Raw genomic sequence first — 25,057 nt, 5'->3', positions numbered from 1 at the left:
CCCGCAGGCCCGGGACGTCGGGTCGTCACCTGCACCGCACGACCGAGGAGAACCCATGGACTACCTGCGCCAGTTGCAGGCCGAGCGGCCGTTGCTCTTCTGGGCAGGGATGGCGGTTGCCTTCCTGGTCGTCTTCCAGCTCGCCCTGTTCCTCGTCGAGGTGGTCATCGGACCGTTCGGGCTGCCGTCCTGGGCGCCCATCGTGGTGCTGCTCGGCGCCCTCGTCATCGTCGCCCGACGCCAGCAGCGGTAGCGCGGGACCCGCCCGGCAGGGCCGCGGACGCAGGGCATGACTGATCCGCGGCGCGGCTGAGCATCCACCGGGGATGCCGGTCGACCCGCAGCCCGACGTCCTCGCCGCGACCGAGGACGTCGACGTCGTCGTCGAGGACGAGATCGCGCTCACCGAGGTGCTGCAGGCGACCGGGGTCTTCCTCGCCTCGATCCTGCTCGCCGTGCTGCTGCGGCGGCTGCTGGTGCGCGCCCTGGACCACGACGCGAGCCGGCACGTCGGCCTCGTCGCCGGCCGGTTCCTCGGGCTGGTCGTGGTCGCCGTCGGCGTCGTGTACGGCCTGGACCTGCTGGGCGTGCAGATCGGCCCGCTGGTCGGTGCCCTCGGCGTCGGCGGCATCGCGGTCGCGTTCGCCGCGCAGGACATGCTGCAGAACCTGATCGCCGGCGTGATGCTGCAGATCCGCCGTCCCCTGCGGCTGGGCGACCAGGTCGCCAGCGGCGACTTCGAGGGCGTCGTCGCCGACGTCAACCTGCGGACGACGGTGCTGCAGACCTACGACGGCCTGATCGTGTACCTGCCCAACGCCGAGGTGCTGAAGAACCCGATCATCAACTACACCCGCACCCCGTTGAGCCGGACGTCGCTCACGGTCGGGCTGGCCTACGACACCGACCTGGCCCGGGCCCGGGAGGTGCTGCTGGCCGCCTGTGCGGCCGCGGACGGCGTGGCGGACACCCCGCCCCCGGAGGTGTGGGTGGAGGAGTTCGCCGACTCCTCGATCAACCTCGCGGTCCGCTACTGGCACGCCGCGGACATCGCCAGCCGCTGGCGCGTGCGCAGCGGTGTCGCGATCTCGGTCAAGTCCGCGCTGGACCGGGCGGGCATGACCATCCCGTTCCCCCAGCGGGTGGTGTGGTCCGGCGATCAGGACTGAGCGCCGGCCGGACGCCGGGTCCGCGGCCACCGCAGGGTTTCCGACCAGCGAGATCAGGACAGTCACGGGGAGCCGGCAGGACCTGCCGGCTGCAGTCGTCAGGCACCCGCGCTGGCGCACGACCAGCCGGAGCGACGTGCCCCTCGTCCAGGACTTCCACCACGCCCTCGCCGTCGCAGCGGCCGACCTGCCCGGCGCCGAGCTGCTCCCCGAACGTCTCGCCCGGGCGTGCGCCCGCGTGCTGCCGGTGGACGGCGCCGGCATCAGCCTCTTCTTCCTCGACGACCGGCGGCTGCCGCTGGGCTCCAGCGACGAGGAGTCGGCGCTGGCCGAGCGGCTGCAGTTCACCTCCGGGGAGGGCCCGTGTCTGGCCGCCCACGTCAGCGGTGAACCCGTGCTCGCCGACGAGGCCACCATCCGCGACCGGTGGCCGGGCTTCCACGACGCCCTGGTCGCCCGCACCCGGATCCGGGGCACCATCTCGCTGCCGTTGCGGGACCAGCTGCGGGGCATCGGCGCCCTCGACCTCTACCTCGTGCCGCCCCGCGACGTCGGCGCGCTGAGCCTGCAGGACGCGCTGGTGGTCAGCGGCGAGATCGGCGCGCTGCTGCACGCGCAGAGCCAGGGGAGGAGGGGGCGGTCCGACGGGCCGGGCTGGCTGGACGCCCCGGCGGCGGAGCAGCGCTCCACGGTCTGGCGGGCGATCGGCGTCGTCAACGCGGCCCTGGAGGTGTCCAGCCCGGACGCGCTGGCCCTGCTCCGCGCCCGGGCCTACGCGGAGGGGGTCTCACTCGAGCACCTGGCCGCGCGGGTGCTGGACAGGACGTTCCCGGTCGGGGAGCTCGCGCCGGACTCCGGCAGCTCCCGTTAGCCGGTGCGGCGCGGGCGTTCCACCGCGCGGGTTGTCCCCGCCGGGCGGCGCTGTGCGGCAGGATCGCCCCGTCGTCCGACGCTCGACGGGAGCCCTCAGCCGTGACCAGCCCGCAGCACCAGCCCGCCGCCATGGTCGTGCCCGCCTTCTTCGTGAAGCAGCGGGTCACCATGATGGTCAACCGCTACGAGGTCCTGGGCGCCAACCCGGACGGCTCCGAGGGGCAGCTGCTGGCTCTCGCCGAGCAGAAGCGGATGAAGCTCAAGGAGGAGGTCGTCTTCTTCGCCGACGAGTCCAAGAGCCGCCGGGTGTTCTCCTTCAAGGCCCGCCAGCGGCTGGACGTCGCGGCCGAGCACGACGTGTACGACGAGCACGGCCAGCCGCTGGGCATGTTCAGCAAGCAGTTCGGCGCCAGCCTGCTGCGCTCCACCTGGAACCTCTCCGTCCCCGGGCTCGAGGCGGTCGGGCAGGAGCGGCGTGCGGGGCTGGCGATCGTCCGCCGGGTCTGGACCATGCTCCCGGTGGTCGGCGACGTCCCGGTGCCGTTCATCTTCCACTTCGACTTCACCGACACCGCCACGGGTCAGCCGGTGCTGGTCAGCGAGCGGCAGAAGGCGATCCGCGACCGCTACCACGTGACGGTCCCCGACCCGCGGCTGGACTTCCGGGTGGCCGCGTCGATGGCCGTGGCCCTGGACGCGCTGCAGAGCCGCTGAGCCGCACAGGGGAGCCGGCGCCGGCTCAGAGGTAGCGGGCCTCCAGCTCGGCGAAGAACGCCTTCGCCAGGGCGATGAAGTCCGCCTCGCGCAGCGCGATCTCGTCGCCCACCCGGAGGCCCAGCACGCTGTGTCCCGGGGGGCAGCGCAGGTTCCGGTCGGCGAGCACCCGGCCGCCGCCCAGCAGCGAGGCGGCCAGGATCCGCACCTCGCTCAGCGCGTTGCCGTCGCCCTCGACGTCGCGGCCACGGTGCACGAAGGAGCCCTCCAGCACCAGCACCAGGTCGTTGAAGAAGACCGGCTCGAACTCGTCCAGCGCGGCGTGGTCGCCGACGGCGGCGACCAGTCGCCGCCAGGCGGCCACCCGCGCGTCGACGGCGGCCCGTCGCGCGTCGATGTGGTCCTGGCTGTAACTGCTGTGGCTCAACACGGCGGCTCCTCGTCGAGACGCGCGCTCCGGCCGGGGCGTGGTCTCCCGAGGGTCCCACCGGTGCCCGTCCGGTGGAAGGGCTCAGGCCCAGCTGTAGGAGTGCTCCCCGGTCCGCGGACGGGGGACGTCCCACTCCGCCGGCGCCGGGGTGTCCCACCCGCGGTCGTAGCGGATCGGGACGACCAGGTCGTCGTCGGCCCGGTGCCGGGGAACCGGCGGTGGGGTGTACCGGGCGGCCTGCCACCGGGGGAGCCGGACGTCGGCCAGCGGCATCCAGCTGGCCCGCTTCAGCCCACCGATCTCGAACTGGACCCGCAGCTCGCAGGTCCCCCAGGCGTCGTGGCGCCAGCCCAGCAGGGCGGCGGGGAACCACTCGCCCAGGTGGAAGAACTCGATGTCCAACGGTGCGCCCGCGAGCGTCGTCATCCCCAGATCCGGCACGAGGCGGACTGTATGGCGTTGATCATGTACGCCGGGTGAGGCGCGCGACGGATGTGACCCGCGTGCCGGACGAGACGGGACGTCGCCCGCCGGCCATCTCCGCACCGCTCAGTCGGCGGCCTCGGCGTCCACCCAGGCGGAGTGCTCGTCGTCGGTCATCGGCCGTGCGGCGTCGAAGGCGGTCCGGAGGACCTCCGCGGGCACCGCCAGGGAAGCGCCCACGGCCACCGTCGTCCCGTCGACCTCGCGGAGGAACTCGTGACCCGCCGCGCTGGTGCGCCGCCAGGCCCCGGCGGCGACGGGCCGGCAGTCGACCAGGGGGAGGCCCTCCCAGTACCGGGACACCAGGGACGCGGCGGAGCCGCAGCCGGCCGGTGCTGCCGTCGACGGCTGGACGCGGAGAGTGATCTCCTCCCCGGCCGGGCCGTCGACCGGCAGGTAGCTGGCCAGCACGCCCTCGCTGCCGTCGTAGTGCACCGACGCCAGCTCCAGCCCGGGGGCGTCGGTGACCCACGGGCGCTGCAGCGTCCCGGCCACGGCCAGCACCCTGCGGTCCCGGGCCGCGTCCAGCGCGCCGGGGACCTGCGGCAGCACCGCCGCGAGGACGGCGAGCGCGAGCACCCCGACGGTGATCCGGCGCGGGCGCCCCGGCCACTGCAGCGTGGCCACCGCCGCGAACGGCACGCCGGCCGCGGCGAACAGCAGGGGCGCCGGGACGACGTCGTGCACCCGCAGCTGCAGCCCGGCCCAGGCGCCGAGCAGCACGGTGCCGCAGCCGACCACCGCCACGGTGGTGCCCCGCAGGACGACGCCCGTGCGGTCGGGATCGGGCGGGCCGGCGAACCGGTCGAGGGCGGAGCAGCCCGCGGCGGTCACCACGACGACGACGGCGAGCGCCCCCAGGACCCAGGTCGGCCCACCGAAGGCCGCCCCCAGCAGGAGCGGGCCGCCCACGAAGGAGACCGCCACGCCCAGCACGTAGCTCGCGGCCCCGTGCCCGAGTGCGCGCCGTCGCGGACGGCGGGTGTCCGGGCGGGTCACCGGCGCAGTGTGGCAGCGCACCCGCTCGCCGGGAAGCAGCCCCGCGACCTGCGCGTTGTGCCGGGCAACCGACTGGAAGGCCTGCACCTCATGCGCATCCCGCTGTCCGTCCTCGACCTCGCCCCGATCGCCCGCGGGGAGACCGTGAGCAGCAGCATCGCGGCCAGCGTGGCCCTCGCCCAGCGCGCGGAGGCCGCCGGTTACCGGCGCGTCTGGTACGCCGAGCACCACAACATGCCCACGATCGCCTCCTCGGCGACAAGCGTGCTGATCTCCCACGTGGGCGCGCAGACCAGCTCCATCCGGCTCGGAGCCGGCGGCGTCATGCTGCCCAACCACTCGCCGCTGACGATCGCCGAGCAGTTCGGCACGCTCGCCGCGATGTACCCCGACCGCATCGACCTGGGCCTGGGCCGGGCCCCGGGCTCGGACCAGAACACCATGTACGCGCTGCGGCGGGACCCGAACTCCGCGGACACCTTCCCGCAGGACGTGCTGGAGCTGCAGGCCTACCTGACCGGCAACTCCCGGGTCCCCGGCGTGGACGCGATCCCCGGCAAGGGCACCGACGTGCCGCTGTACATCCTCGGCTCCTCGCTCTTCGGCGCGCACCTCGCCGCGGCGCTGGGCCTGCCGTACGCCTTCGCCAGCCACTTCGCCCCGCAGGCGCTGGAGGCCGCCGTCGCCACCTACCGGCGGGAGTTCAAGCCCTCGGACCAGCTGGCCGAGCCGTACGTGATCGCCGGGGTGAACGTGGTCGCCGCCGACACCGAGGAGGCCGCGCAGCAGAACCTGGTCGCGGTGCGCCGGAACCTGGCGATCGGGCTGTTCGGCCGCGGCCGGCCGCTGACCGACGAGGAGGCGGACGTGCTGCTCGAGCAGGGCGCCGGCCACCACGTGGGCTCGATGCTCACCCACACCGCCGTCGGCACCCCGGCCCAGGTCGGGGACTTCCTCGACCGGTTCGTGAAGCTGGCCGACGCCGACGAGCTGATCGTCGCCCACCAGTCGCCCACCACCGAGGGTCGGCTGCGCTCGGTGGAGCTGACCGCCGAGGCCGTCGCCGACTGACGCTCAGGCGCTGGGGCGGACGCCGCCGATGAAGCCGCCCCAGCGCATCGAGGTGACCCGGATGACCGAGCCGCTCTGCGGGGCCTCGAGGATCTGCCCGCTGCCCAGGTAGATGGCCACGTGGTGGATGGTCGCCGGGTTGCTGGTGTCGGTCGCCCAGAACACCAGGTCGCCGCGCTGCAGGTCGGCGCGGGCGACCTTGGGCAGCGCCGCGTACTGGGCGCGGCTGTTGCGCGGGATGCTGATCCCCGCCTGGGCGTAGGCGTAACGGGTGAGCCCCGAGCAGTCGAAGCCGACGACGCCGGCGTCCACGCCCCAGCCGACGCTCGGGCCGGTCAGCGAGCCGCCGCCCCAGGAGTAGATGGTGCCCAGGTGGCGCTCGGCCGCGTCGATCGCGGTCTCGACGGCCGAGGCCGAGCCGGCCCCGGCCCCGGCCCGCGGCGCGGTCGGGGTGCTCGTGGTCCCACCGCTGGACGAGACCTGCTGACGCACCGGCTGGGCCTGCGCCCTGCGCTGCGCCTCGGCGGCCTGCTGCCGCTGCAGCTGCTCGGCGGCGGTCCGCGCCCCCTGCAGCCCGGACAGCGTCTGCTGGGCGGCGTCCAGCTGGTCCTGCAGCTGGCCCTGCTGGGCGGAGAGGGCGGCGGCCTGCTGGCGGGCGCCGGCCTCGACCTGCTCGGCGGCGGCCAGCGCGCCGGCGGCCTCCTGGCGCAGGACCTCGGCGTGGGCCAGCGAGTCCCGGGCTGCGGTGTCGGCCGCGGTCGCCTGCTGCTCGGCGACCGTGACCTGGGCGAGCACGTCGGTCCGGTGCGCCCCGGCGGCGTCCAGCAGCGCGGCGCGCTCCAGCACCTCGGCCGGGCCGCCGGCGCTCAGCAGGGCGGTGATGCCGGGGGAGGTGCTGCCCTGGACGTAGCTGCTGCGCGCGAAGGCCGCGACCGCGCCGCGCGCGTCGGCGAGGTCGGCCGCGGCCTGGCGTGCCGCCGCGGCGGCCTCCTCGGCGGCGGCCTGCGCCGCCTCGTACTCGGCCTGCTTGCCCTGGAAGGTGTCCAGCGCGATCGCCGACTGCGCCTGGGCGGCGGCCAGCTCGGCCTGGGCGCCGGCCAGCTGGGCGGCGACGACGCCCACCTGCCCGGCGGCGTCGGCCTTGGCCTGCTCGGCGGCCTGCAGCTGGGCGTCACTCGGGTTCCCCGGCGTGGCGGCGGCGACGCCCGGTGCGACCACCAGCGCGACGGCGACCGCGGCGACGACGCCTGCCGCCCGGCGCGCCAGCCGTGCTCCGACCCCGCGTCCGGCCGACACCTGCGTGCTCACGATCGCGCTCCTCAGCTGGTCCGTTCACCCGTCCGGGTGACCTGACCACCTGATCGGCGTGGTGCCGGAGGTGCTTGAGAGGCGGGAGTGAACTGAGTTGCCGCAAGCAACCCGCGCCGGCGGCGCGGATCAGCCCAGGTGTGCCTGCTTGGGCGCCAGGCCGCGGGCCGCCTCGGCGGCGACCTTCCCACGGTCGCCGCCGCCCGCGGCGACGACGGCGGCGCCCACGAGCCCCTCGACCAGCGGCCCGGGGGAGAGCACCACCCGCTCGCGCAGCTCGTCGTCGAGCAGCTCCAGCGCGGTCTCCGCCGAGAGCACCGCGCTGCCCAGGTCCATCAGCACCACGACGCCGTCGCTGCGGTCCGCCGCGGTCAGCGCCGCGGAGATCGCCACCGCATCGGTGCCCAGCTCGCCGTCGTCCAGCCCGGCCGCCACCTCGATCGGCACGTCCCGGGAGGTGAGCATCTGCCGCGCCAGTGTCACCGCCGCCTCGGCCAGCGGCCGGCTGTGCGAGACGACCACGATCCCGACCTGCGCCACCGCCGGTCAGCCCAGCTCGGCGGCCGCGGCCTCGACCAGCAGCGTGGTCGAGGTGGCCCCCGGGTCCTGGTGGCCGGCGCTGCGCTCACCGAGGTAGCTGGCCCGGCCCTTGCGCGCGGTCATCGGTGCGGTCGCGTCCCGGCCCGCCCGGGCGGCCGCGGCGGCTGCCGCGAGCGCCTCGCCGAGCGGCTGTCCGGCGGCCAGGCCCGCGTCCAGCGCGTCGCACGCCGGGATGAGCGCGTCGAGCATCGTCTTGTCCCCGGCCTCGGCCTTCCCTCGGGCCACGACGCCGTCGAGCCCGGCGCGCAGCGCCTTCGCGAAGGTCGCCGCGTCCCAGGTGCCGGGGCCGCCCGCGGCGGCCAGGCGCAGGAAGAAGGTGCCGTACAGCGGGCCGCTGGCGCCCCCGACCTTGCTCACCAGCGTGGTCCCCACCTGCTTGAACAACGCGGCGGCATCCGCCGGCGGCGCGTCGTCCAGCGCGGCCACCACCGCGGCCATGCCCCGGTCCATGTTCGTGCCGTGGTCGCCGTCGCCGATCGCCTGGTCCAGCCGCGTCAGCTCGTCCCGGTGCTCGGCGACGGCCCGGGCGAAGGCCCGCACCCAGGCCTGGAGCGCGTCGAGGGAGAGCTCGTCGGCCACGCTCACACCCCCCACCGCAGCGCCGGGGTGCGCACCGGTGCGTCCCACAGCCGGAGCAGGTCGTCGTCCATCCGGAGCAGGGTCACCGAGCACCCGGCCATCTCCAGGCTGGTCATGTAGTTGCCCACCAGCGAGCGGGCCACCTGCACGCCGGCCTTCTCCAGTACCTGCGCGACCTCGCCGAACACCAGGTACAGCTCGATCAGCGGGGTGCCGCCCATGCCGTTGAGGAACACCAGCGTCCCGTCCCCGGCGGTGAAGTCCAGGTCGGCGAGCACCGGCTCGAGCAGCATCTCCGCGACCTCCCGGGCCGGTGCCACCGGCACCCGGCGGCGGCCCGGCTCGCCGTGGATGCCGATGCCCACCTCCATCTCGCCCTCGGGCAGCTCGAAGGTGGGGGTGCCGGCGCTGGGCACGGTGCACGAGGTCAGCGCGACGCCCATGCTGCGGCTGCGGGCGTTCACCGTGCGGGCGACCTCGGCCACCTCGGCCAGCGGGCGCCCCTGCTCGGCGGCGGCCCCGGCGGTCTTCTCGGCCAGCACGGTGGCCCCCACACCCCGCCGTCCGGCGGTGTAGAGGCTGTCCTGCACCGCGACGTCGTCGTCGACGACCACCGAGACGACCTCGGTGCCGGCCTCGGCGGCGACCAGCTCGGCGGCCATCTCGAAGTTCATGACGTCGCCGGTGTAGTTCTTCACCAGGTGCAGCACCCCGGCACCGCCGTCGACGCCGGTGGTCGCCGCGACCATCTGGTCGGGCACCGGGGAGGTGAACACCTCCCCGGCGCAGGCGGCGTCGAGCATCCCGGACCCCACGAACCCACCGTGCATCGGCTCGTGCCCCGACCCGCCGCCGGAGACGATGCCGACCTTGCCGCGGACGGGGGCATCGCCGCGGAAGACGACCCGGTTCGGGTGGTCGACCCGCAGTTCCGGGTGGGCGATCGCCAGGCCGCGCAGCGACTCGGCGACGACGTCGGCGGGGGAGTTGATCAGCTTCTGCACGGGTCTCCTCGGGTGGTCAGGGTCCGTCGGCGGCGCGGGGCCGCCCGCGTGCCTCGGCCGGGTGGCTCTCGTCCGCGACAGCCCGCGGGCGTGCGGTGGTGCGGTCGCCGGTGACCGCGTCGGGTTCGATGGGTGCGCGGCCGGCCTCCGGTTCGTCCTCCACCGGCAAGCGACGGCCGACCAGCAGGTCGTAGAGGAGGGCCCCGACGACGGCGCCGACCAGCGGGCCGACGATCGGCACCCACCAGTACACGTCGCCGTTCTGATCCCGCCAGGCCCCGCCGTAGCCGGTCAGGTAGGAGACCAGTCGGGGGCCGAAGTCGCGGGCCGGGTTGATCGCGTAACCGGCGTTGGTGCCCCAGGCCATGCCGATCGCCACCACGATCAGGCCGATCACGAAGGGGCCCATGTTGACCCCGGGCGCGGTGTTGCGCAGGTCGGTCACCGCCAGCACCAGGAACAGCAGGATCGCCGTCCCGATGACCTGGTCGCGGAAGGCGCCCCAGGTGCCGACCGGCAGCTCGCCGTTGCCCGGCAGCGTGGAGAAGATCCCCTGGGTGGCGATCGTGTGATCGGGGTCGATCGCGGCGATGACCTCGCTGTAGTTCCAGCGGACCAGGGCCGCGCCGGCCATCGCGCCCAGCGTCTGGGCCAGCGCGTACGGGCCGACCTTCCGCCACGGGAAGCCGCGGAACACCGCCAGGGCGAGGGTGACCGCCGGGTTGATGTGCGCGCCGCTGACCCGGGCGGCGGTGTAGACGCCCAGCACCACCCCCAGGCCCCACGCCCAGGCGATGCTGTCGTGGTCGCCCAGCCCGCCGGCCACCACCTGGGCGACGACGCCGACGCCGAACAGGATCAGGATCAACGTCCCGGCGAACTCGGCGGCCATCTCGGCGGCGAGCGTGCGCTGCTTGACGGGCTCGGACACGGTCCCCTCCAACGCGGCGGCGGGTGGACGGAGCCCAGCTTGGTGTGATCCAGATCTCTCCGCAATGGAGTCCGGTGCGCGGATCGAGATCGTCCGGGCTCTCGCGCGGGAGCCGACGGCGCCGTGCCGGAAGGGCTGCGCGGGAGGGGGCCGAGGAGCAGGATCGGGCCGTGGCCCGCCGGCCGGTCCCGTCGGCCGGGGAGTCGCACCGGAGCACGGTCCCCGAGCAGGAGGAGCCAGAAGATGGCCGGCAACAGAGGCGTTGCGTACATCGAACCGGGCAAGGTCGAGGTCCAGGACATCGACTACCCCAAGCTGGAGCTGCAGGACGGTCCCGGGGTGAACCCGGCGAACGTCGGCCGGCAGCTGCAGCACGGGGTGATCCTCAAGGTGGTCACCACCAACATCTGCGGCAGCGACCAGCACATGGTCCGCGGCCGGACCACCGCTCCGCCGGACCTCGTGCTCGGCCACGAGATCACCGGGGAGGTCGTGGAGAAGGGCCGCGACGTCGAGTTCATCGACGTCGGTGACATCTGCTCGGTGCCGTTCAACATCGCCTGCGGGCGTTGCCGCAACTGCAAGGAGGGCAAGACCGGCATCTGCCTGAACGTCAACCCGGCCCGGCCCGGCGCGGCCTACGGCTACGTCGACATGGGCGGCTGGGTCGGCGGGCAGGCCGAGTACGTCACCGTGCCCTACGCCGACTGGAACCTGCTGAAGTTCCCCGACCGGGACCGGGCGCTGGAGAAGATCCTGGACCTGACGATGCTCTCGGACATCTTCCCGACCGGGTACCACGGCGCCTACACCGCCGGGGTCACCACGGGGTCGACGGTCTACATCGCCGGGGCCGGGCCGGTCGGGCTGGCGGCGGCGGTCTCCGCGCAGCTGCTGGGCGCCTCGGTGGTGATCGTCGGGGACCTGAACGAGGACCGCCTGGCGCAGGCCCGGTCGTTCGGCTGCGAGACCGTCGACGTCAGCAAGGGCGATCCGAAGGACCAGGTCGAGCAGCTGCTCGGGGTGCCCGAGGTCGATGCCGCGGTGGACGCCGTCGGCTTCGAGGCCCGCGGGCACGGTGAGGGTGCGGCGACGGAGGCGCCGGCCACGGTGCTCAACTCGCTGATGGACGTCACCGCCGCCGGCGGCGCCATCGGCATCCCCGGCCTCTACGTCACCGGCGACCCCGGCGGCATCGACGAGGCGGCGAAGGTCGGCGCGCTGTCGCTGAGCCTGGGCACCGGCTGGGCGAAGTCGCTGTCGTTCACCACCGGGCAGTGCCCGGTGATGCGCTACAACCTGGGCCTGATGAAGGCGATCCTCGCCGACAAGGTGCAGATCGCGAAGGCGGTCAACGCCACGGTGATCAGCCTCGACGACGCCCCGCGCGGGTACCAGGAGTTCGACTCCGGGGCCTCGCGCAAGTACGTCATCGACCCGCACGGGATGACCGGCAAGGCCGCCTGACCCGGCTCGACCGCGCCGGCCCGGCGCCGTGCCGGGCCGGCGTGGTCCTCCCGCGATCGCGGGGGAGGATGGTCGGGTGAACGTCTTCACCGACTACGCCGAGACGCACTGGGTCCCGATCAACGGCGAGATGGTCACGGTGCAGACCGTGGACGCCGCCGGGAGGCGGGAGACCCACGTCCTCTCCGTCGCCGACGCGCTGGCGCAGTTCAAGGTGAAGTACCCGTTCATCGACGACGCCATGGCCGCCGAGCTGTTCGCCCGCGGCGGCTGACGCACGCCGGACCGAGCCGCAGCTCACGCAACACCGCACGACGGTGCGCCGTTGTACCCGGCGTGACCCTGCACCTCCTCGTCCTCGGTGACTCCCTGGCCTTCGGCACCGGTGCCGCCACGCCGGACGACACCCTCGGTGCGCGGCTGACCCGCGAGCTCGAGGCGGCGGGGCACCGCGTGCGCCGCACCGTGGCCGCCGTCCCCGGGGCGACCTCGCTGGACCTCGACGTCCAGGTGCGCCGGGCCCCGCAGGACGCCGACGTCGCCCTGCTGGTGATCGGCGCCAACGACCTGACCCGGCAGGTGCCGCCGGTCCAGGGGGCCGCGGCCCTCGGTGCCGCGGTCGCCGAGCTGCGCCGGCGGGGGACCGGGGTGCTCGTCGTCCCGACCCCCGACCTGTCCGCGGTGGCCTGGGTGCCGCCGGCGTTCCGCTCCGCGGTGGCGGCCGTCTGCGACCAGGCGCGCGCCCGGCAGACCGCCGCCGCGGAGGCGGCCGGCGCAGTCGTCGCCCCGGTCACCCCCGCGTTGTCCGCCCGGTTCGCCGCCGAGCCGGGGCTGTTCTCCGCCGACCGGTTCCACCCGTCCTCGGCCGGCTACGCGCTGGTCGCCGACGCGCTGGCCCCGCACCTGCGGGCGCTGGTGGCGCGCCGGGCGGCCGACGCCGCCTGAGGAACGGCCCCGCGGGCCCGTACGACGACGGGCGGGCACCCCCGAGAGGGTGCCCGCCCGCCTGGAAGGGGGTCCTCCGTCAGCTCGTGGGCACCGCCCCGGCGCGGAGGGCGCCGAGCAGGTCGTGGTTGAGCCGGGAGATGGTCTCCATCGAGATGCCCTTCGGGCACACCGCGGAGCACTCGCCGATGTTGCTGCACCCGCCGAAGTCCTCGGCGTCCTGCTGGGCCACCATCCGGAGCACCCGGGTGTCGCGCTCCGGCTGCCCCTGGGGGAGCAGACCGAGGTGGGCCACCTTGGCGGCGGTGAACAGCATCGCCGAGCCGTTGGGGCAGGCGGCGACGCAGGCGCCGCAGCCGATGCAGGTCGCCGCGTCGAACGCCGCGTCGGAGTCCTTCTTCGGCACCGGGACGGCGTGCGCGTCGGGAGCGGTGCCGGTCGGGACGCTGATGAACCCGCCGGCGGAGATGATCCGGTCGAACGCCGAGCGGTCGACCGCGAGGTCCTTGACCACCGGGAACCCGCCGGAGCGCCACGGCTCGATGTCCAGCACGTCGCCGTCGGAGAACGACCGCATGTGCAGCTGGCAGACGGTCGCCTGCTCCGGGCCGTGCGCGATGCCGTTGATCATCAGACCGCAGGAGCCGCAGATGCCCTCGCGGCAGTCGTGGTCGAAGGCCACCGGGTCGTCGCCGTCGAGGATCAGCTTCTCGTTGAGCACGTCGAGCATCTCGAGGAAGGACATGTCCGGCGAGACGTCGGTGACGTGGTAGGTCACCATCTTGCCCTTCTGCGTCCGGTCGCGCTGGCGCCAGATGCGCAGGGTCAGGCTCATCATGCGTGGCTCTGTGGTGGTCACTTGTAGCTCCGCTGTGCGAGGTGGACGACTTCGTACTCGAGGGCCTCGCGGTGCAGCACCGGCGGCACGCCCTCCGGGGTGTACTCCCACGCGGCGACGTAGGCGAAGTTCTCGTCGTCGCGCAGCGCCTCACCCTCAGGCGTCTGGCTCTCGGCCCGGAAGTGGCCGCCGCAGCTCTCGTTGCGGTGCAGGGCGTCGACGCACATCAGCTCGGCGAGCTCGATGAAGTCGGCCACCCGGCCCGCGTGCTCGAGGTTCTGGTTGAAGATGCCCTGCTCGCCGGAGACCTTGACGTTGGTCCAGAACTCCTGGCGGATCTCCGGGATGCGGTCCAGCGCCTTGCGCAGGCTCTCCTCCGAGCGCTCCATCCCGCACAGGTCCCACATGAGCTTGCCGAGCTCACGGTGGAAGGAGGCGACCGTGCGGGTGCCGTTGATCGACAGCAGCTTCTCGGTCTGCGCCCGGACGCCCTGCTCGGCCTCGACCACCGCGGGGTGGGTGGTGTCGACCTTGGGGAACGGGCCGTCGGCGAGGTAGTCGTTGATCGTGTTCGGCAGCACGAAGTACCCGTCCGCCAGCCCCTGCATGAGGGCGCTGGCACCCAGGCGGTTCGCACCGTGGTCGGAGAAGTTGGCCTCGCCGATCACGAACAGGCCCGGGATCGTGGACTGCAGGTCGTAGTCGACCCACAACCCGCCCATCGTGTAGTGGACCGCCGGGTAGATGCGCATGCCGGTCTCGTACGCATCTTCCCCGGTGATCCGGTTGTACATGTCGAAGAGGTTCCCGTACTTGGCCTCGATCGCCTTGCGGCCCAGCCGCTGGATGGCGTCGGAGAAGTCCAGGTACACGCCCAGCCCGTTCGGGCCCACGCCGCGGCCCTCGTCGCAGACGTTCTTGGCCTGGCGGGAGGCGATGTCGCGGGGCACCAGGTTGCCGAACGCCGGGTAGATGCGCTCCAGGTAGTAGTCGCGCTCGTCCTCGGGGATCTGCCGCGGGTCGCGGGTGTCGCCGCGCTCCTTGGGCACCCACACGCGGCCGTCGTTGCGCAGCGACTCGCTCATCAGCGTCAGCTTCGACTGGTAGTCGCCGCTGACCGGGATGCAGGTCGGGTGGATCTGGGTGTAGCAGGGGTTGGCGAACAGCGCGCCCCGCTTGTGCGCCCGCCAGGCCGCCGTGACGTTGGAGCCCTTGGCGTTCGTGGAGAGGTAGAAGACGTTGCTGTACCCGCCGGAGGCGAGCACGACGACGTCGGCCATGTGCGAGGTGATCTCTCCGGTGATCAGGTGCCGGACGACGATGCCCCGGGCGCGGCCGTCGACGACGATCAGGTCGAGCATCTCGGTGCGCGGGTGCTGCTCGACGTTGCCCAGCCCGATCTGCCGCTCCAGCGCCTGGTAGGCGCCGTACAGCAGCTGCTGGCCCGTCTGGCCGCGGGCGTAGAAGGTGCGCGACACCTGGGCGCCACCGAAGGAGCGGTTGTCCAGCAGGCCGCCGTACTCGCGGGCGAAGGGGACGCCCTGGGCGACGCACTGGTCGATGATGTTGGTGCTCACCTCGGCCAGGCGGTGCACGTTGTCCTCGCGGGAGCGGAAGTCGCCGCCCTTGACCGTGTCGTAGAACAGCCGGTGCACGCTGTCGCCGTCGTTGCGGTAGTTCTTCGCGGCGTTGATCCCGCCCTGCGCGGCGACCGAGTGGGCGCGGCGGGGGCTGTCCTGGAACCAGAAGTTCTTGACCCGGTAGCCCATCTCGGCGAGCGTCGCCGCCGCCGAGCCACCGGCCAGGCCGGTGCCGACCACGATGACCGACAGCCGCCGGCGGTTGGCCGGGTTGACCAGCCGGGCGCGGAACTTGCGCTCCTCCCACCGCTGGGCGATGGGGACGTCGCGGGGGGCCTTGGTGTCGGCGATCGGCTCGCCGACGGTGAAGAGCTCGAGAGGCATGGCTGGGTTCCCGTCAGTCGATCAGGCCGAAGGCGATGGACAGCGGCACGAGCAGGAAGCCCACGGTGAGCACGGTGGCGACGACGTAGGCCAGGGCGTTCACAGCGCGCTCGCGCTTCTTGTTGGTCTGCCCGAGGGTCTGGGTGGCGGCGAAGATCCCGTGCCGCAGGTGCAGGCCCAGCAGCAGCATCGACACGACGTAGAAGAGCGTGATCGGGATGTTCGAGAAGCTCGCGACCAGGCGCTCGTACGGCGTGGTGTCGTGCCCGGCCGGGTTCACGGTGCCCAGCGTCAGGTCCAGGATGTGCCAGATGATGAACAGCGCGAGGATGACGCCGCCCCAGCGGACGGTGCGCGAGGCGAAGCTCTGCTGGACGCGCTTCTTCGTCGCGTAGGCCACCGGGCGGGCGCGCTTGGCCTGGCGCCACAGCGAGATGGCCGCCCAGAAGTGCGCCACCACCGACACCAGCAGCACGAGCCGGATGATCCAGAGCACCGTCTGGGTCGGCACGGCCGGCTCGCCGATGCTGCGGATCCACCCGGAGTAGTGGTTGAAGGACTCGGCACCCTCGAAGGCGTGCAGGTTGCCGATCATGTGGGCGATCAAGTACAGGATCATGATGATCCCGCTGACCGCCATCACCGTCTTCTTGACGACCGAGTTGCTGAACCGGCCGGTCTTCGGGGCCCTCCGTGGAGCCTGCTGCGTCGTCGTCGTCGCCACGGGACCCAAGGTATTCCCTGTGCCCAGTGACACCCAGGTGAACCCGCCGTGACACGGCTCATGTAAGGCGACCCTCACCTGTGGCGTCGTCCGCGGCGGCGGCGACCCGGAGGCGACGCCGGCGGCCGAGGAGGAGGATGATCTCCGCCGTTCGGCCCCGCACCCGCCCGCCAGGGCCGGTCAGAGAGGAACTTCGGACGTGCCCGGACCCACTCGCGGCTTCCTCGGCCGCCGTCGCGGCCCCAGCGACCCACGGCTCCCACCCGGCCAGTACGACGTCGGTGGTGACTGGCCGGTGCTCACCGCCGAGCCCACGCCGCGGATCGCCCCGGAGACCTGGACGATCACCGTCGACGGCGAGGTGGAGAACCCGACGACCTGGACCTGGGACGAGGCGCACGCGCTGCCGGCGTCCGCCTACAGCGGCGACATCCACTGCGTCACCACCTGGTCGAAGTTCGACACCCACTTCGCCGGGATCAGCGTCGACTCGCTGCTGGACGTCGCGAGGCCGACCGCCGAGGGGCGGTTCGTGATGGCGACGTCGAAGACCGGCTACACCACCAACCTGCCGCTGGAGGACGTCACCGGCGGCAAGGCCTGGCTGGTGTGGGAGTACGAGGGTCAGCCGCTGCCGATCGAGCACGGCGGCCCCGTGCGCATGCTCGTCCCGCACCTGTACTTCTGGAAGAGCGCCAAGTGGATCAGCAAGATCACCCTGCTCAAGCGCGACCAGCCGGGCTTCTGGGAGCAGAACGGCTACCACGACCGGGGCGACCCGTGGAAGCAGCAGCGGTACCAGGGCGACTGATGGCGGACTCGGGACCGGACTCGGGCGCCGTGACGCCCACCTCCGGCGCGACGTCGGTCACCGCGGGTGGACCGCCCGGCGGCAGCCCCGCTCCGGCCGGTGGCTGGCGGGCTGCGACCGTCGCCGGGGTGCGCCGGCCGATCGCCCGGTCGGTGGAGCTGCGGCTCGACGTGCACGACCGGGTCGACCACCTGCCCGGCCAGCACTACGTCGTCCGGCTGACCGCCGAGGACGGCTACACGGCGCAGCGGTCCTACTCGGTCGCCTCGGCGCCGGGCGACCCGCTGGTCGAGCTGTTCGTCGAGCGGCTGCACGACGGTGAGGTGAGCACCTACCTCGCCGACGTGGTGGAGCCCGGCGACGAGCTGGAGGTGCGCGGGCCCATCGGCGGGTGGTTCGTCTGGGACGGGCGGACCCCGGCGCTGCTGGTCGGCGGCGGGACGGGCGTCGTCCCGCTGGTGGCGATGGTGCGGCACGCCCGCGACATCGGGCGGCTCGACCTGCTCCGGGTGGCGGTCTCCGCCCGCACGCTGGCCGAGCTGCCCTATGCCGACGAGCTCGCGGCGGCCGGCGCGCTGATCGCGACCACCCGGGAGGCGCACGGCATCCGCCCGGCCGCCCGGCTGACCGCGATGGACCTGCTGCCGCTCTGGGAGGAGGGGCAGACCGCGTTCGTCTGCGGCTCGGCGGCGTTCGCCGAGGCCGCCAGCCAGCTGCTCGTCGGGCTGGGCCTGGACCCGTCCTCGATCCGGGTGGAGCGGTTCGGCCCCTCGGCGCTGGAGCAGCCGGCGCGCTGACAGAAGGGGCGGCTTCCCAGGTCGACCAAGGCAAGGCTAACCTCTGCCCGTCTGTCGTTGATCTTGAGGAGCCCGCCGTGCCCCGCCGTCCCGTCCGCCGCGCCGCCGTCCTGGTCGCCGGCCTCACCGCCGTCCTCGGGCTGGCCGCCTGCGGTGGTTCCGACGAGGAGGGCACCGCGCCGGCCGCCGGGTCGTCCTCGTCCTCGGAGGCCTTCCCGGTCACCATCGAGAACAAGTTCGGCACCACCGAGATCCCGGCCGAGCCCGAGCGGGTGGTCACCGTCGGCTTCAACGACGCGGACTTCGTGCTGGCCCTGGGCGTGACCCCGGTCGGCGTCCGCGAGAACCTCGGGGACTACGACGCCCCCAGTCGCCCCTGGGCGGCCGAGCAGCTCGACGGTGCGGAACTGCCGACGATCGGCGGGGCGGAGATCGACGTCGAGGCCGTCGCGGCGCTCGACCCCGACCTGATCGTCGGGGTCTACTCCTTCATGGACCAGGGCGTCTACGACCAGCTGTCCGGCATCGCCCCGACGCTCGCGCAGACCGACGAGTACGCCGACGGCGCCACCCCCTGGCAGGAGCAGACCCTGCTCACCGGGCAGGCGCTGGGCCGGGAGGACGCGGCGCAGCAGCTCGTCGACGAGGTCGAAGGCCAGTTCGAGCAGGCGACGAGCGAGCACCCCGGGTTCGCCGGGACGCCGATCGCGGTCGACCTGACCGGTGTCGGCTCCGGCCACTACCTGCTCGGCGAGGACGACCTGCGCACCCAGTTCTTCACCGACCTCGGGTTCACCGTCCCCGAGACCAGCACCGACGTCAGCCCGGAGCGGCTGGACCTGCTCGACGCCGACGTCCTCGCCGTCCTCGGGTACACCGCCGAGGACGCGGCGGCCGATCCGCTCTTCTCCGGCCTGGACGTCGTCAGCGAGGGGCGCACGGTCCTGCTGGGCGGCTACGACGGTGACGTCGCCGCCGCGCTCGGCTTCGGCAGCCCGCTGTCGATGCCCTACCTGCTGGACGAGGTCGTGCCGGCGCTGGCCGCCGCGGCCGACGGCGACCCGGCCACCGAGGTGCCCGCGCTCGGCTGAGGCAGAGCCCCCGTGCCCCATCCCTGGCTGACGCTCGGGGTGGGGGCACGGGGCCCCGCGTGTCGCCGCCGGGGTGCGCCGGCGTCTGCTGGGGTGGTGGGGTGATCGAGCTCGACGGCCTCACCAAGCGGTACCGGGCGCGTGTGGCGGTCGAGGAGCTCACCGCCCGGGTCGAACCCGGCCGGGTCACCGGCTTCCTGGGCCCCAACGGGTCGGGCAAGACCACGACGATGCGCTGCGTGCTCGGGCTCACCCGGCCCACCGCGGGCACCGCCACCGTGCTGGGCGTGCCCTACGCGGGGCTGCGCGAGCCGATGCGCAGCGTCGGGGCACTGGTCGACCCGCGTGCCCGGCACCCCGGGCGGACCGCCTACCGCCACCTGCTGGCGCTCGCGCAGAGCAACGCGCTGCCCCGGGTCCGGGTCGACGAGGTGGTCGACCTGGTCGGGCTGGCCGACGTCGCCGACGAGCGGGTGCGCGGGTTCTCGCTGGGCATGGGCCAGCGGCTGGGCATCGCCGTCGCCCTGCTCGGTGACCCGGAGGTGCTCGTCCTCGACGAGCCGGTCAACGGGCTGGACCCCGACGGCATCCGGTGGGTCCGGGAGCTGCTGCGCGACCTGGCCGCCGAGGGGCGCACCGTGCTGGTCTCCAGCCACCTGATGAGCGAGATGCAGGACACTGCCGACCACCTGCTGGTGATGGGCCGCGGCCGGCTGCTGGCCGACGTGCCGATGGCCGAGCTGCTCGGCGCGGACGCCGCGGTCCGGGTGCGCTCGCCCCGGAGCGCCTCGCTCGCCGGGGCGCTGGAGCGGGCCGGCGCCCGGGTCGCCGTGGAGCCGGACGGTGCCCTGTCCGTGCGGGGGCTGGACCCCGGGCAGGTCGGCGACGTCGCCTTCGCCGTCGGCGTGCCGGTCCACGAGCTGACCCGGACGACGTCGTCGCTGGAGGCGGCCTACTACGCGCTCACCGGGGCCGACGTCGAGTATCGGACCGGCACGCGGTGACCGGCCTGCTGCGCAGCGAGTGGACCAAGCTCGCCTCGCTGCGCTCCACCTGGTGGGCCGTCGCGGTGTACGCCCTGCTGGCGGTCGGGTTCGGCTGGCTGGCGGCCGCCACCACTCCGTCCGCCGACGACGCGGGCGACGCCGTCGGGATCGCGCTGATCGGGTTCGGCTTCGCCCAGCTCGTGGTGGTCGTGCTGGGCGTCGTCGCCGGCGCGGGGGAGTTCGGCAGCGGCATGGTGCTGGCCTCCCTCGCCGCGGTTCCCCGCCGGGTGCGGTGGCTGGCGGGCAAGACCGTCGTCGTCGCCGGCGCGGTCGGGCTGCTGACCGCGCTGCTCTCGCTGGTCTGCTGGGTGGCGGCCCGGACGCTCACCGGCGTGCCGGGCGGTGTCCCGCTCGCCGGCTCCGGCGTGGGCGGCGCCCTGCTGCTGCAGACCGCCGGGGCCGCACTGACCGCGGTGCTGGCGGTGGGATTGGGCGCCGCGCTGCGGTCGACCGCCGGCGGGGTGGGCGCGGGCATCGGGCTGGTGTTCGGGTTGCCGCTGGTGCTGCCGCTGTTCGGCGACGTCACCACGTCGCTGGCGCAGGCGCTGCCGGTGCTGCGGGTCGGCGGGGTGCCGTTCCTGGCCGACGGGCCGGGCTGGCCGGTCGGCCTGGCCGTGACCGCCGCCTGGGCCGGCGGGGTGTGGCTGCTCGCCGCGGTGCTCCTCGTCCGCCGCGACGTCTGAGGGGTGTGCGCCGCGCCCCAGTGGGTAGTGCGCGGCCGGACCGTGGCGAGCCCTGCCCGGCCACCGGTCAGGGGAGGAACGCCGTGAGCATCCGCGAGGAGGACGCACGGGAGGAGCTCGGCGAGACGCCGGGCCCCACCGAGGACGAGCTGCAGCAGGCGTTCGACGTCATCGTCAGCGACGGCGCCCAGCGCCTCCACCGCAGCTGGCGGGAGGTCCTCACCACCGGCTTCGCCGGCGGGCTCGAGGTGGCCACCGGCGTGCTCCTGCTGTTCGCCGTGTACGCCGAGACCGAGAGCCACCTGCTGGCCGGGCTCGCCTTCTCGGTGGGCTTCATCGCGCTGCTGCTGGCCCGCAGCGAGCTGTTCACCGAGGGCTTCCTCGTGCCGGTGACCGCCGTGGCCGCCGGCCGGGCCGGCTACGGGCAGCTCGGGAAGCTGTGGAGCGGCACCCTGCTGACGAACCTGCTCGGCGGGTGGATGTTCATGTGGCTGGTCGTCCGGGCCTTCCCCGACCTGCGGGCCACCGCGATCGAGAGCGCCGTCCACTTCGTCGACGCCCCGCTGGACCTGCAGTCGGCCTCGCTGGCCTTCCTGGCCGGCATCGCGATCACGCTGATGACCCGGATGCAGCACGGCACCGAGTCCGACCCGGCCAAGATCGTGGCGGCGGTCGCCGGCGCCCTGGTACTCGCCGGCCTGCAGCTGTTCCACTCGATCCTGGACTCGCTGATCATCTTCGCGGCGCTGCACGCCGGGGCGCCGTTCGGCTACGGCGACTGGCTGGCCTGGTTCTGGTACACCACGCTGCTCAACATGGCCGGCGGCCTGTTCGTGGTGACCCTGCTCCGGCTGGTGCGCAGCAAGGGGATGATCCAGGAGGAGCGGGCCGCAGCCGCTGCCGGGGACTGACGGGTCAGCCGCGTGCCGCCCGGCGCATCGCCGTCACGTAGCGGTCCAGCGCCAGCGACTGCACCCGGTTGCTGACCGGCGCCCCCAGGCGGGCCAGCGGGGAGGCGAGCCGGGAGAAGGCGCGCAGCTCGTAGTGCACCTCGCCGTCGGGCGCCCGGGTGACGACGAAGCTCTCCTCGCCGCTCTCCGGGTGACCGGGCAGGGTGCCGTACCCGAACCCGCGCCGGTCCGGCTCGTCGACCACCCACACGACGCGGCAGGGGACGTCCAGACCGAGCCGGCGCAGCCCGGCGGTCATCAGCACGACGGTGCCGGGCGTGCTGGCCGGGCCGCTGGCCTGGATCCGCAGGCCGGCGCCGCGCTGGGCGGCCCAGCGGAACACCGCAGCGGCGGCGCGGTCGAACTCCGTGGGACCCGAGCCGATCCGCTCGCGGCGGTCCACGTGGTGGTAGCCGGCCGGCAGCTCGGCGTCCCGGGTGGCGCCCACCTCGGGGTAGGTGAACGGGGCGTCGGCCAGCTGGGCGAGCGTCGTGCGGCGGAGGATTCCCACGCGGCCAGTGTGCCCGGCCCCGTCAGGATGTCGTGCTGTGCGCCCGCAGCCGGTGCTCCAGCTCGACGATCAACGCCGGCAGCCCGGCGGCGGGGATCGCCCCGCCGAGCCAGAACCCCTGGATCTCGTCACAGCGCATCGCGTGGAGCGCCCGCCACGTGGCGGCGGTCTCCACTCCCTCGGCGACCACCCGGAGCCCCAGGTCGTGGGCCAGCCCGACGAGGGCCTTGACGATCGTCCGCGAACCGGCGTCGGTCAGCATGCCCATCACGAACGACCGGTCGATCTTCAGCGTCTGCACCGGCAGCTGTGTGAGGTAGGCCAGCGAGGCGTGCCCGGTGCCGAAGTCGTCCACCGACAGGCCGACGCCGAGCGACCGCAGCTGGTGGAGCACCTCCAGCGCCCGCTCCGGGTCGTCCATCACGGCCGTCTCGGTGATCTCCAGCTCGAGCGCCTCCGGAGCGACCCCGGCCTCGCGCAGCAGCGTGGCGATGCGTCCCGGCAGATCCAGGTCGCCGAGGCTGCGCGCGGACAGGTTGACGGCGATCCGGAGCGGGCGGCCGGCGTCGGCCCAGGCCCGGCTGTCGCTGACGGCCTGCGCCAGCACGGCGTCGGTCAGCTCGCGGATCAGCCCGGTGTGCTCTGCCAGGTCGATGAACGACCCGGGCAGCAGCAGGCCGCGCCGGGGGTGCTCCCACCGCAGCAGGCCCTCCACCCCGACCACCCGGCCGGTGCGCAGGCACACCTGCGGCTGGTAGTGCAGACGCAGCTCGCCGGCGCCGACGGCCCGGCGCAGCTCGCCGTGCAGCACCAGCCGCTCGGCGTCGAAGGTGTCGATCGCGGGGGAGTAGACGACCAGCCCCGTCCGGCGGGCCCGGGCGGCGGCGAACGCGACGTCGGCCCGCCGCAGGAGCTCCATCGGATCGCTCGCCGGGCCGGCGGCCAGGCCGGCGCAGGCCGACACGTCGAGGGCGAGGTCGCCCAGCTGGACCGGTTGCTGCAGGGCGGTCAACAGGCCGGCCGCGGACGTGCCGGGGTCGGTGGCGGCCGGCCCGGTGAGCAGCACCCCGAACTCGTCGCCGCCCACCCGGGCCACCCGGGCGCCGGCGGGCGCCTCCGCGGTCAGCCGGGCGCCGACGGCGCGCAGCAGGTCGTTGGCGGTGTCGTGGCCCAGGGTGGCGTTGAGGTCGCCGAACCCGTCCAGGTCGATGAACAGCACCGCCGGCGACGGGGCCACCTCCCGGGCCAGCGCGTCGGCGACCGCGGTGGTGAAGGCATCGCGGCTGAGCAGTCCGGTGAGCAGGTCGTGGCCGGCCCGGTAGGAGAGGTCGGACTCGGCGCACGCCCGGCGGTGGGCCTCGCGCTTGAGCTGGGCACCGCGCCGGGCCCCGAAGACGATCATGAACAGGTGGCTGCCGGCCAGCAGCACCACCAGGTGGTCGACCGGGACCGGCCCCTGGGACCACCGGGCCAGGGTGGCGGGCAGGTCCCCGACCACGCTGGCCACGCCCAGGGCGAGGGTGAGGAGGGCGACCACACCGAACTCCACCAGGACGGTGCGGCGCAACCCGGCGACGTCCCTGCCCGTCCCGCCCACGCTGCCTCCCCGTCGGCCGGGGCGCCGACCGTTCCGTGATCGGGTGCCCATCGGTACACGGTCGGTCGCCACCCGTCCCGGCTTGAGGCATCCCGGGATCGGTCACCCCTTCAGGCGAGCGGGATGCGCCGGCCCGGGGCGGTACGTTGTGCCCACTGTGCTGCCCGCCGTCACCGCCACCCGCTACGTCACCCCGTTGCGCGAGGGTGGCTCGCTGCCCGGCCTGATGGAGGCCGACGACCTCGGCACCTACGTGGTCAAGTGGCGGGCGGCCGGGCAGGGCGTGAAGGTGCTCGCCGCCGAGGTGGTCTGCGGCGAGCTGGCCCGCCGGCTGTCGCTGCCGGTGCCGGCCCTGGTCACCGTCGACGTCGCCCCGGAGCTCGCGGTGGGGGAGCCGGACGTCGAGGTGCAGGAGCTGCTGCGGAACTCGGCGGGGGTGAACCTGGGCATGGACTACCTGCCCGGGGCGCTGGACTTCGAGGCCGGCGCGGCCCGGGTGTCGCCGGAGCTCGCCGGGCGGGTGCTGTGGTTCGACGCGCTCATCGGCAACGTCGACCGGTCCTGGCGCAACCCGAACATGCTCTTCTGGCACGACCGGCTGCACCTGATCGACCACGGCGCCTCGCTCACCTTCCACCACAACTGGGCCGGGGCCGCCGCCGCGGTCACCCGCCCGTACGACGCCGCCCAGCACGCGCTGGTCGAGTGCGAGCCCGACGTGCCGGCCGCCGACGCCGCGCTGGCCCCACGGGTCACCCGGGAGCTGCTGGCCGAGGTGCTCGCGCTGGTGCCCGACGCGTGGCTGGAAGGTCCCGCCCCCGACGACGGGCCCGCCATCGTGCGTGCCCGCTACGTCGACCAGCTGCTGGCCCGGCTGGCCGCCCGCGACGCCTGGCTGCCCGGCCTGGTCGGCGCCGCCCGGACCGGTGGTGCCGGGCGGCGCTCGGCGCCCCGGGGGGAGAACCGGCCGTCGTGGCTGGGGCCGCCACCACCGGAGGGGGTGACGCAGCGGTGAGGCAGACCTTCGAGTACGCCGTGCTGCGCGTGGTCCCTCGCGTCGAGCGGGGGGAGTGCCTCAACGCCGGGGTGTTGGTCTACTGCCGCCAGCTGGACTACCTGGGCGCCCGGCTGCACCTGGACGTCGACCGGCTGCGCGCGCTCGACCCGACCGCCGACCCGGCCGCCATCGGCGCCGCGCTCCAGGCGGCCGGCGACGTCTGCGCGGCCGAGCCCGCCGCGGGGGCGGCCGGCCGGGAGGTGCTGGGCTCGCGGTTCCGCTGGCTCACCGCGCCGCGGAGCACCGTCGTCCAGCCGGGTCCGGTGCACACCGGGCTCACCGTCGACCCCGACGCGGAGGCCGACCGCCTGCTCCGGTTGCTGGTGCTGCCCGTCGAGGGCTGAGCCCCGACTGCGCAGTCGTGGTGGCCCGGGGCGGCGTGTCCTCGCGGGTCGGCGACCGCAGCTGCGCACTC

Annotated in this window: 29 protein-coding genes; 16 read left to right on the top strand and 13 right to left on the bottom strand. The window is 74.2% G+C overall.

Annotated features, from left to right (window positions below):
* Positions 1-55 precede the first annotated feature (55 nt).
* The 4 genes from ACI795_RS00385 to ACI795_RS00370 all read left to right on the top strand — a co-directional run bounded on the left by ACI795_RS00385 (position 56) and on the right by ACI795_RS00370 (position 2,756).
* Positions 56-253: a hypothetical protein gene (locus ACI795_RS00385; protein WP_457072995.1), complete on the top strand. Its 198-nt coding sequence runs from the start codon at positions 56-58 to the stop codon at positions 251-253.
* 73 nt (positions 254-326) lie between these two features.
* Complete coding sequence (locus ACI795_RS00380; RefSeq protein WP_457072994.1) at positions 327-1,169, top strand: mechanosensitive ion channel family protein; 843 nt, start codon at positions 327-329, stop codon at positions 1,167-1,169.
* A gap of 136 nt (positions 1,170-1,305) precedes the next feature.
* Complete coding sequence (locus ACI795_RS00375) at positions 1,306-2,040, top strand: GAF and ANTAR domain-containing protein (protein ID WP_457072993.1); 735 nt, start codon at positions 1,306-1,308, stop codon at positions 2,038-2,040.
* A gap of 101 nt (positions 2,041-2,141) precedes the next feature.
* Complete coding sequence (locus tag ACI795_RS00370; protein ID WP_457072992.1) at positions 2,142-2,756, top strand: hypothetical protein; 615 nt, start codon at positions 2,142-2,144, stop codon at positions 2,754-2,756.
* 25 nt (positions 2,757-2,781) lie between these two features.
* On the opposite strand, the gene ACI795_RS00365 is transcribed toward ACI795_RS00370, so the two are convergent.
* The 3 genes from ACI795_RS00365 to ACI795_RS00355 all read right to left on the bottom strand — a co-directional run bounded on the left by ACI795_RS00365 (position 2,782) and on the right by ACI795_RS00355 (position 4,668).
* Positions 2,782-3,186, bottom strand: a complete 405-nt coding sequence (locus tag ACI795_RS00365; RefSeq protein WP_457072990.1) for a hypothetical protein — start codon at positions 3,184-3,186, stop codon at positions 2,782-2,784.
* A gap of 81 nt (positions 3,187-3,267) precedes the next feature.
* Positions 3,268-3,627: a hypothetical protein gene (locus ACI795_RS00360; protein ID WP_457072988.1), complete on the bottom strand. Its 360-nt coding sequence runs from the start codon at positions 3,625-3,627 to the stop codon at positions 3,268-3,270.
* Positions 3,628-3,735: 108 nt separating this feature from the next.
* On the bottom strand, positions 3,736-4,668 hold the full coding sequence (locus ACI795_RS00355; RefSeq protein ID WP_457072986.1) for a hypothetical protein: 933 nt from the start codon (positions 4,666-4,668) through the stop codon (positions 3,736-3,738).
* A 90-nt stretch (positions 4,669-4,758) separates the two neighbouring features.
* Here ACI795_RS00355 and ACI795_RS00350 point away from each other — a divergent pair, with 90 nt between their 5' ends.
* Positions 4,759-5,739, top strand: coding sequence for an LLM class flavin-dependent oxidoreductase (locus ACI795_RS00350; protein WP_457072984.1), 981 nt, complete (start codon positions 4,759-4,761; stop codon positions 5,737-5,739).
* 3 nt (positions 5,740-5,742) lie between these two features.
* Here ACI795_RS00350 and ACI795_RS00345 read toward each other — a convergent pair whose 3' ends face one another.
* From ACI795_RS00345 to ACI795_RS00325, 5 genes are all read right to left on the bottom strand, one after another.
* Positions 5,743-7,047 (bottom strand): C40 family peptidase, encoded by a 1,305-nt coding sequence (locus ACI795_RS00345; RefSeq protein ID WP_457072983.1) that lies wholly within the window; start codon positions 7,045-7,047, stop codon positions 5,743-5,745.
* Between the two features lie 129 nt (positions 7,048-7,176).
* Positions 7,177-7,587, bottom strand: a complete 411-nt coding sequence (gene dhaM, locus ACI795_RS00340) for a dihydroxyacetone kinase phosphoryl donor subunit DhaM (RefSeq protein WP_457072981.1) — start codon at positions 7,585-7,587, stop codon at positions 7,177-7,179.
* Between the two features lie 6 nt (positions 7,588-7,593).
* Positions 7,594-8,226 (bottom strand): dihydroxyacetone kinase subunit DhaL, encoded by a 633-nt coding sequence (gene dhaL, locus ACI795_RS00335; protein ID WP_457072980.1) that lies wholly within the window; start codon positions 8,224-8,226, stop codon positions 7,594-7,596.
* A 2-nt stretch (positions 8,227-8,228) separates the two neighbouring features.
* Positions 8,229-9,230 (bottom strand): dihydroxyacetone kinase subunit DhaK, encoded by a 1,002-nt coding sequence (dhaK, locus tag ACI795_RS00330; protein WP_457072979.1) that lies wholly within the window; start codon positions 9,228-9,230, stop codon positions 8,229-8,231.
* A 16-nt stretch (positions 9,231-9,246) separates the two neighbouring features.
* Positions 9,247-10,161, bottom strand: a complete 915-nt coding sequence (locus tag ACI795_RS00325) for an MIP/aquaporin family protein (RefSeq protein ID WP_457072977.1) — start codon at positions 10,159-10,161, stop codon at positions 9,247-9,249.
* A gap of 243 nt (positions 10,162-10,404) precedes the next feature.
* On the opposite strand from ACI795_RS00325, the gene fdhA reads away from it, so the two are divergent.
* From fdhA to ACI795_RS00310, 3 genes are all read left to right on the top strand, one after another.
* On the top strand, positions 10,405-11,628 hold the full coding sequence (gene fdhA, locus ACI795_RS00320) for a formaldehyde dehydrogenase, glutathione-independent (RefSeq protein WP_457072976.1): 1,224 nt from the start codon (positions 10,405-10,407) through the stop codon (positions 11,626-11,628).
* A gap of 76 nt (positions 11,629-11,704) precedes the next feature.
* Entirely contained in the window at positions 11,705-11,902 is a 198-nt protein-coding gene (locus tag ACI795_RS00315; protein ID WP_457072975.1) for a hypothetical protein, read from the top strand.
* 62 nt (positions 11,903-11,964) lie between these two features.
* A complete protein-coding gene (locus tag ACI795_RS00310) occupies positions 11,965-12,573 on the top strand; it encodes a GDSL-type esterase/lipase family protein (RefSeq protein WP_457072973.1) in 609 nt (202 codons plus the stop codon).
* Positions 12,574-12,652: 79 nt separating this feature from the next.
* Here the strand turns inward: ACI795_RS00310 and ACI795_RS00305 are convergent, their stop codons facing one another.
* The 3 genes from ACI795_RS00305 to ACI795_RS00295 are packed head-to-tail and all read right to left on the bottom strand — an operon-like array spanning position 12,653 to position 16,099.
* A complete protein-coding gene (locus ACI795_RS00305) occupies positions 12,653-13,411 on the bottom strand; it encodes a succinate dehydrogenase/fumarate reductase iron-sulfur subunit (protein ID WP_457072972.1) in 759 nt (252 codons plus the stop codon).
* A gap of 17 nt (positions 13,412-13,428) precedes the next feature.
* Complete coding sequence (locus ACI795_RS00300; protein ID WP_457072971.1) at positions 13,429-15,375, bottom strand: fumarate reductase/succinate dehydrogenase flavoprotein subunit; 1,947 nt, start codon at positions 15,373-15,375, stop codon at positions 13,429-13,431.
* A gap of 13 nt (positions 15,376-15,388) precedes the next feature.
* The gene (locus tag ACI795_RS00295) at positions 15,389-16,099 is read right to left on the bottom strand and encodes a succinate dehydrogenase cytochrome b subunit (protein WP_457072970.1); all 711 of its coding nucleotides are present in this window, start codon (positions 16,097-16,099) and stop codon (positions 15,389-15,391) included.
* A 199-nt stretch (positions 16,100-16,298) separates the two neighbouring features.
* Between ACI795_RS00295 and ACI795_RS00290 the strand changes: the two genes are divergently transcribed.
* From ACI795_RS00290 to ACI795_RS00265, 6 genes are all read left to right on the top strand, one after another.
* Positions 16,299-16,910 carry a sulfite oxidase-like oxidoreductase gene (locus tag ACI795_RS00290; RefSeq protein WP_457072969.1) on the top strand — a complete coding sequence of 204 codons (612 nt, stop codon included), beginning with the start codon at positions 16,299-16,301 and terminating at the stop codon, positions 16,908-16,910.
* Positions 16,910-17,707 (top strand): FAD-binding oxidoreductase, encoded by a 798-nt coding sequence (locus tag ACI795_RS00285; protein ID WP_457072968.1) that lies wholly within the window; start codon positions 16,910-16,912, stop codon positions 17,705-17,707. The genes ACI795_RS00290 and ACI795_RS00285 overlap by 1 nt, the downstream gene beginning before the upstream one ends.
* Before the next feature lie 77 nt (positions 17,708-17,784).
* Complete coding sequence (locus ACI795_RS00280; RefSeq protein ID WP_457072966.1) at positions 17,785-18,798, top strand: ABC transporter substrate-binding protein; 1,014 nt, start codon at positions 17,785-17,787, stop codon at positions 18,796-18,798.
* Between the two features lie 101 nt (positions 18,799-18,899).
* Positions 18,900-19,802 (top strand): ABC transporter ATP-binding protein, encoded by a 903-nt coding sequence (locus tag ACI795_RS00275; RefSeq protein ID WP_457072965.1) that lies wholly within the window; start codon positions 18,900-18,902, stop codon positions 19,800-19,802.
* A complete protein-coding gene (locus ACI795_RS00270) occupies positions 19,799-20,527 on the top strand; it encodes a hypothetical protein (RefSeq protein WP_457072963.1) in 729 nt (242 codons plus the stop codon). The genes ACI795_RS00275 and ACI795_RS00270 overlap by 4 nt, the downstream gene beginning before the upstream one ends.
* Before the next feature lie 83 nt (positions 20,528-20,610).
* Positions 20,611-21,438 (top strand): formate/nitrite transporter family protein, encoded by an 828-nt coding sequence (locus ACI795_RS00265; protein ID WP_457072961.1) that lies wholly within the window; start codon positions 20,611-20,613, stop codon positions 21,436-21,438.
* A gap of 4 nt (positions 21,439-21,442) precedes the next feature.
* On the opposite strand, the gene ACI795_RS00260 is transcribed toward ACI795_RS00265, so the two are convergent.
* Both ACI795_RS00260 and ACI795_RS00255 read right to left on the bottom strand, forming a co-directional pair.
* Positions 21,443-21,988, bottom strand: a complete 546-nt coding sequence (locus tag ACI795_RS00260; protein WP_457072959.1) for a DUF1990 family protein — start codon at positions 21,986-21,988, stop codon at positions 21,443-21,445.
* A gap of 22 nt (positions 21,989-22,010) precedes the next feature.
* Positions 22,011-23,585, bottom strand: a complete 1,575-nt coding sequence (locus ACI795_RS00255; RefSeq protein ID WP_457072958.1) for a putative bifunctional diguanylate cyclase/phosphodiesterase — start codon at positions 23,583-23,585, stop codon at positions 22,011-22,013.
* Between the two features lie 157 nt (positions 23,586-23,742).
* On the opposite strand from ACI795_RS00255, the gene ACI795_RS00250 reads away from it, so the two are divergent.
* A complete protein-coding gene (locus ACI795_RS00250) occupies positions 23,743-24,600 on the top strand; it encodes a HipA family kinase (RefSeq protein ID WP_457072957.1) in 858 nt (285 codons plus the stop codon).
* A complete protein-coding gene (locus ACI795_RS00245; protein WP_457072955.1) occupies positions 24,597-24,986 on the top strand; it encodes a DUF3037 domain-containing protein in 390 nt (129 codons plus the stop codon). Before ACI795_RS00250 ends, ACI795_RS00245 begins: the two co-directional genes overlap by 4 nt.
* Positions 24,987-25,057 lie beyond the last annotated feature (71 nt).

It is taken from the genome of Modestobacter sp. SYSU DS0290 (assembly GCF_054050955.1).
Note: the sequence above shows the minus strand (reverse complement) of the source record. Positions and strands in the feature narration are given on the sequence as shown.

Bases quoted from the DNA above. Each gene is read 5' to 3' on its own strand.
- ACI795_RS00380 (WP_457072994.1), top strand. From the start codon at position 327: ATGCCGGTCGACCCGCAGCCCGACGTCCTCGCCGCGACCGAGGACGTC.
- ACI795_RS00285 (WP_457072968.1), top strand. From the start codon at position 16,910: ATGGCGGACTCGGGACCGGACTCGGGCGCCGTGACGCCCACCTCCGGC.
- ACI795_RS00305 (WP_457072972.1), bottom strand. From the start codon at position 13,411: ATGATGAGCCTGACCCTGCGCATCTGGCGCCAGCGCGACCGGACGCAG.
- ACI795_RS00300 (WP_457072971.1), bottom strand. From the start codon at position 15,375: ATGCCTCTCGAGCTCTTCACCGTCGGCGAGCCGATCGCCGACACCAAG.
- ACI795_RS00350 (WP_457072984.1), top strand. From the start codon at position 4,759: ATGCGCATCCCGCTGTCCGTCCTCGACCTCGCCCCGATCGCCCGCGGG.
- fdhA (WP_457072976.1), top strand. From the start codon at position 10,405: ATGGCCGGCAACAGAGGCGTTGCGTACATCGAACCGGGCAAGGTCGAG.
- ACI795_RS00385 (WP_457072995.1), top strand. From the start codon at position 56: ATGGACTACCTGCGCCAGTTGCAGGCCGAGCGGCCGTTGCTCTTCTGG.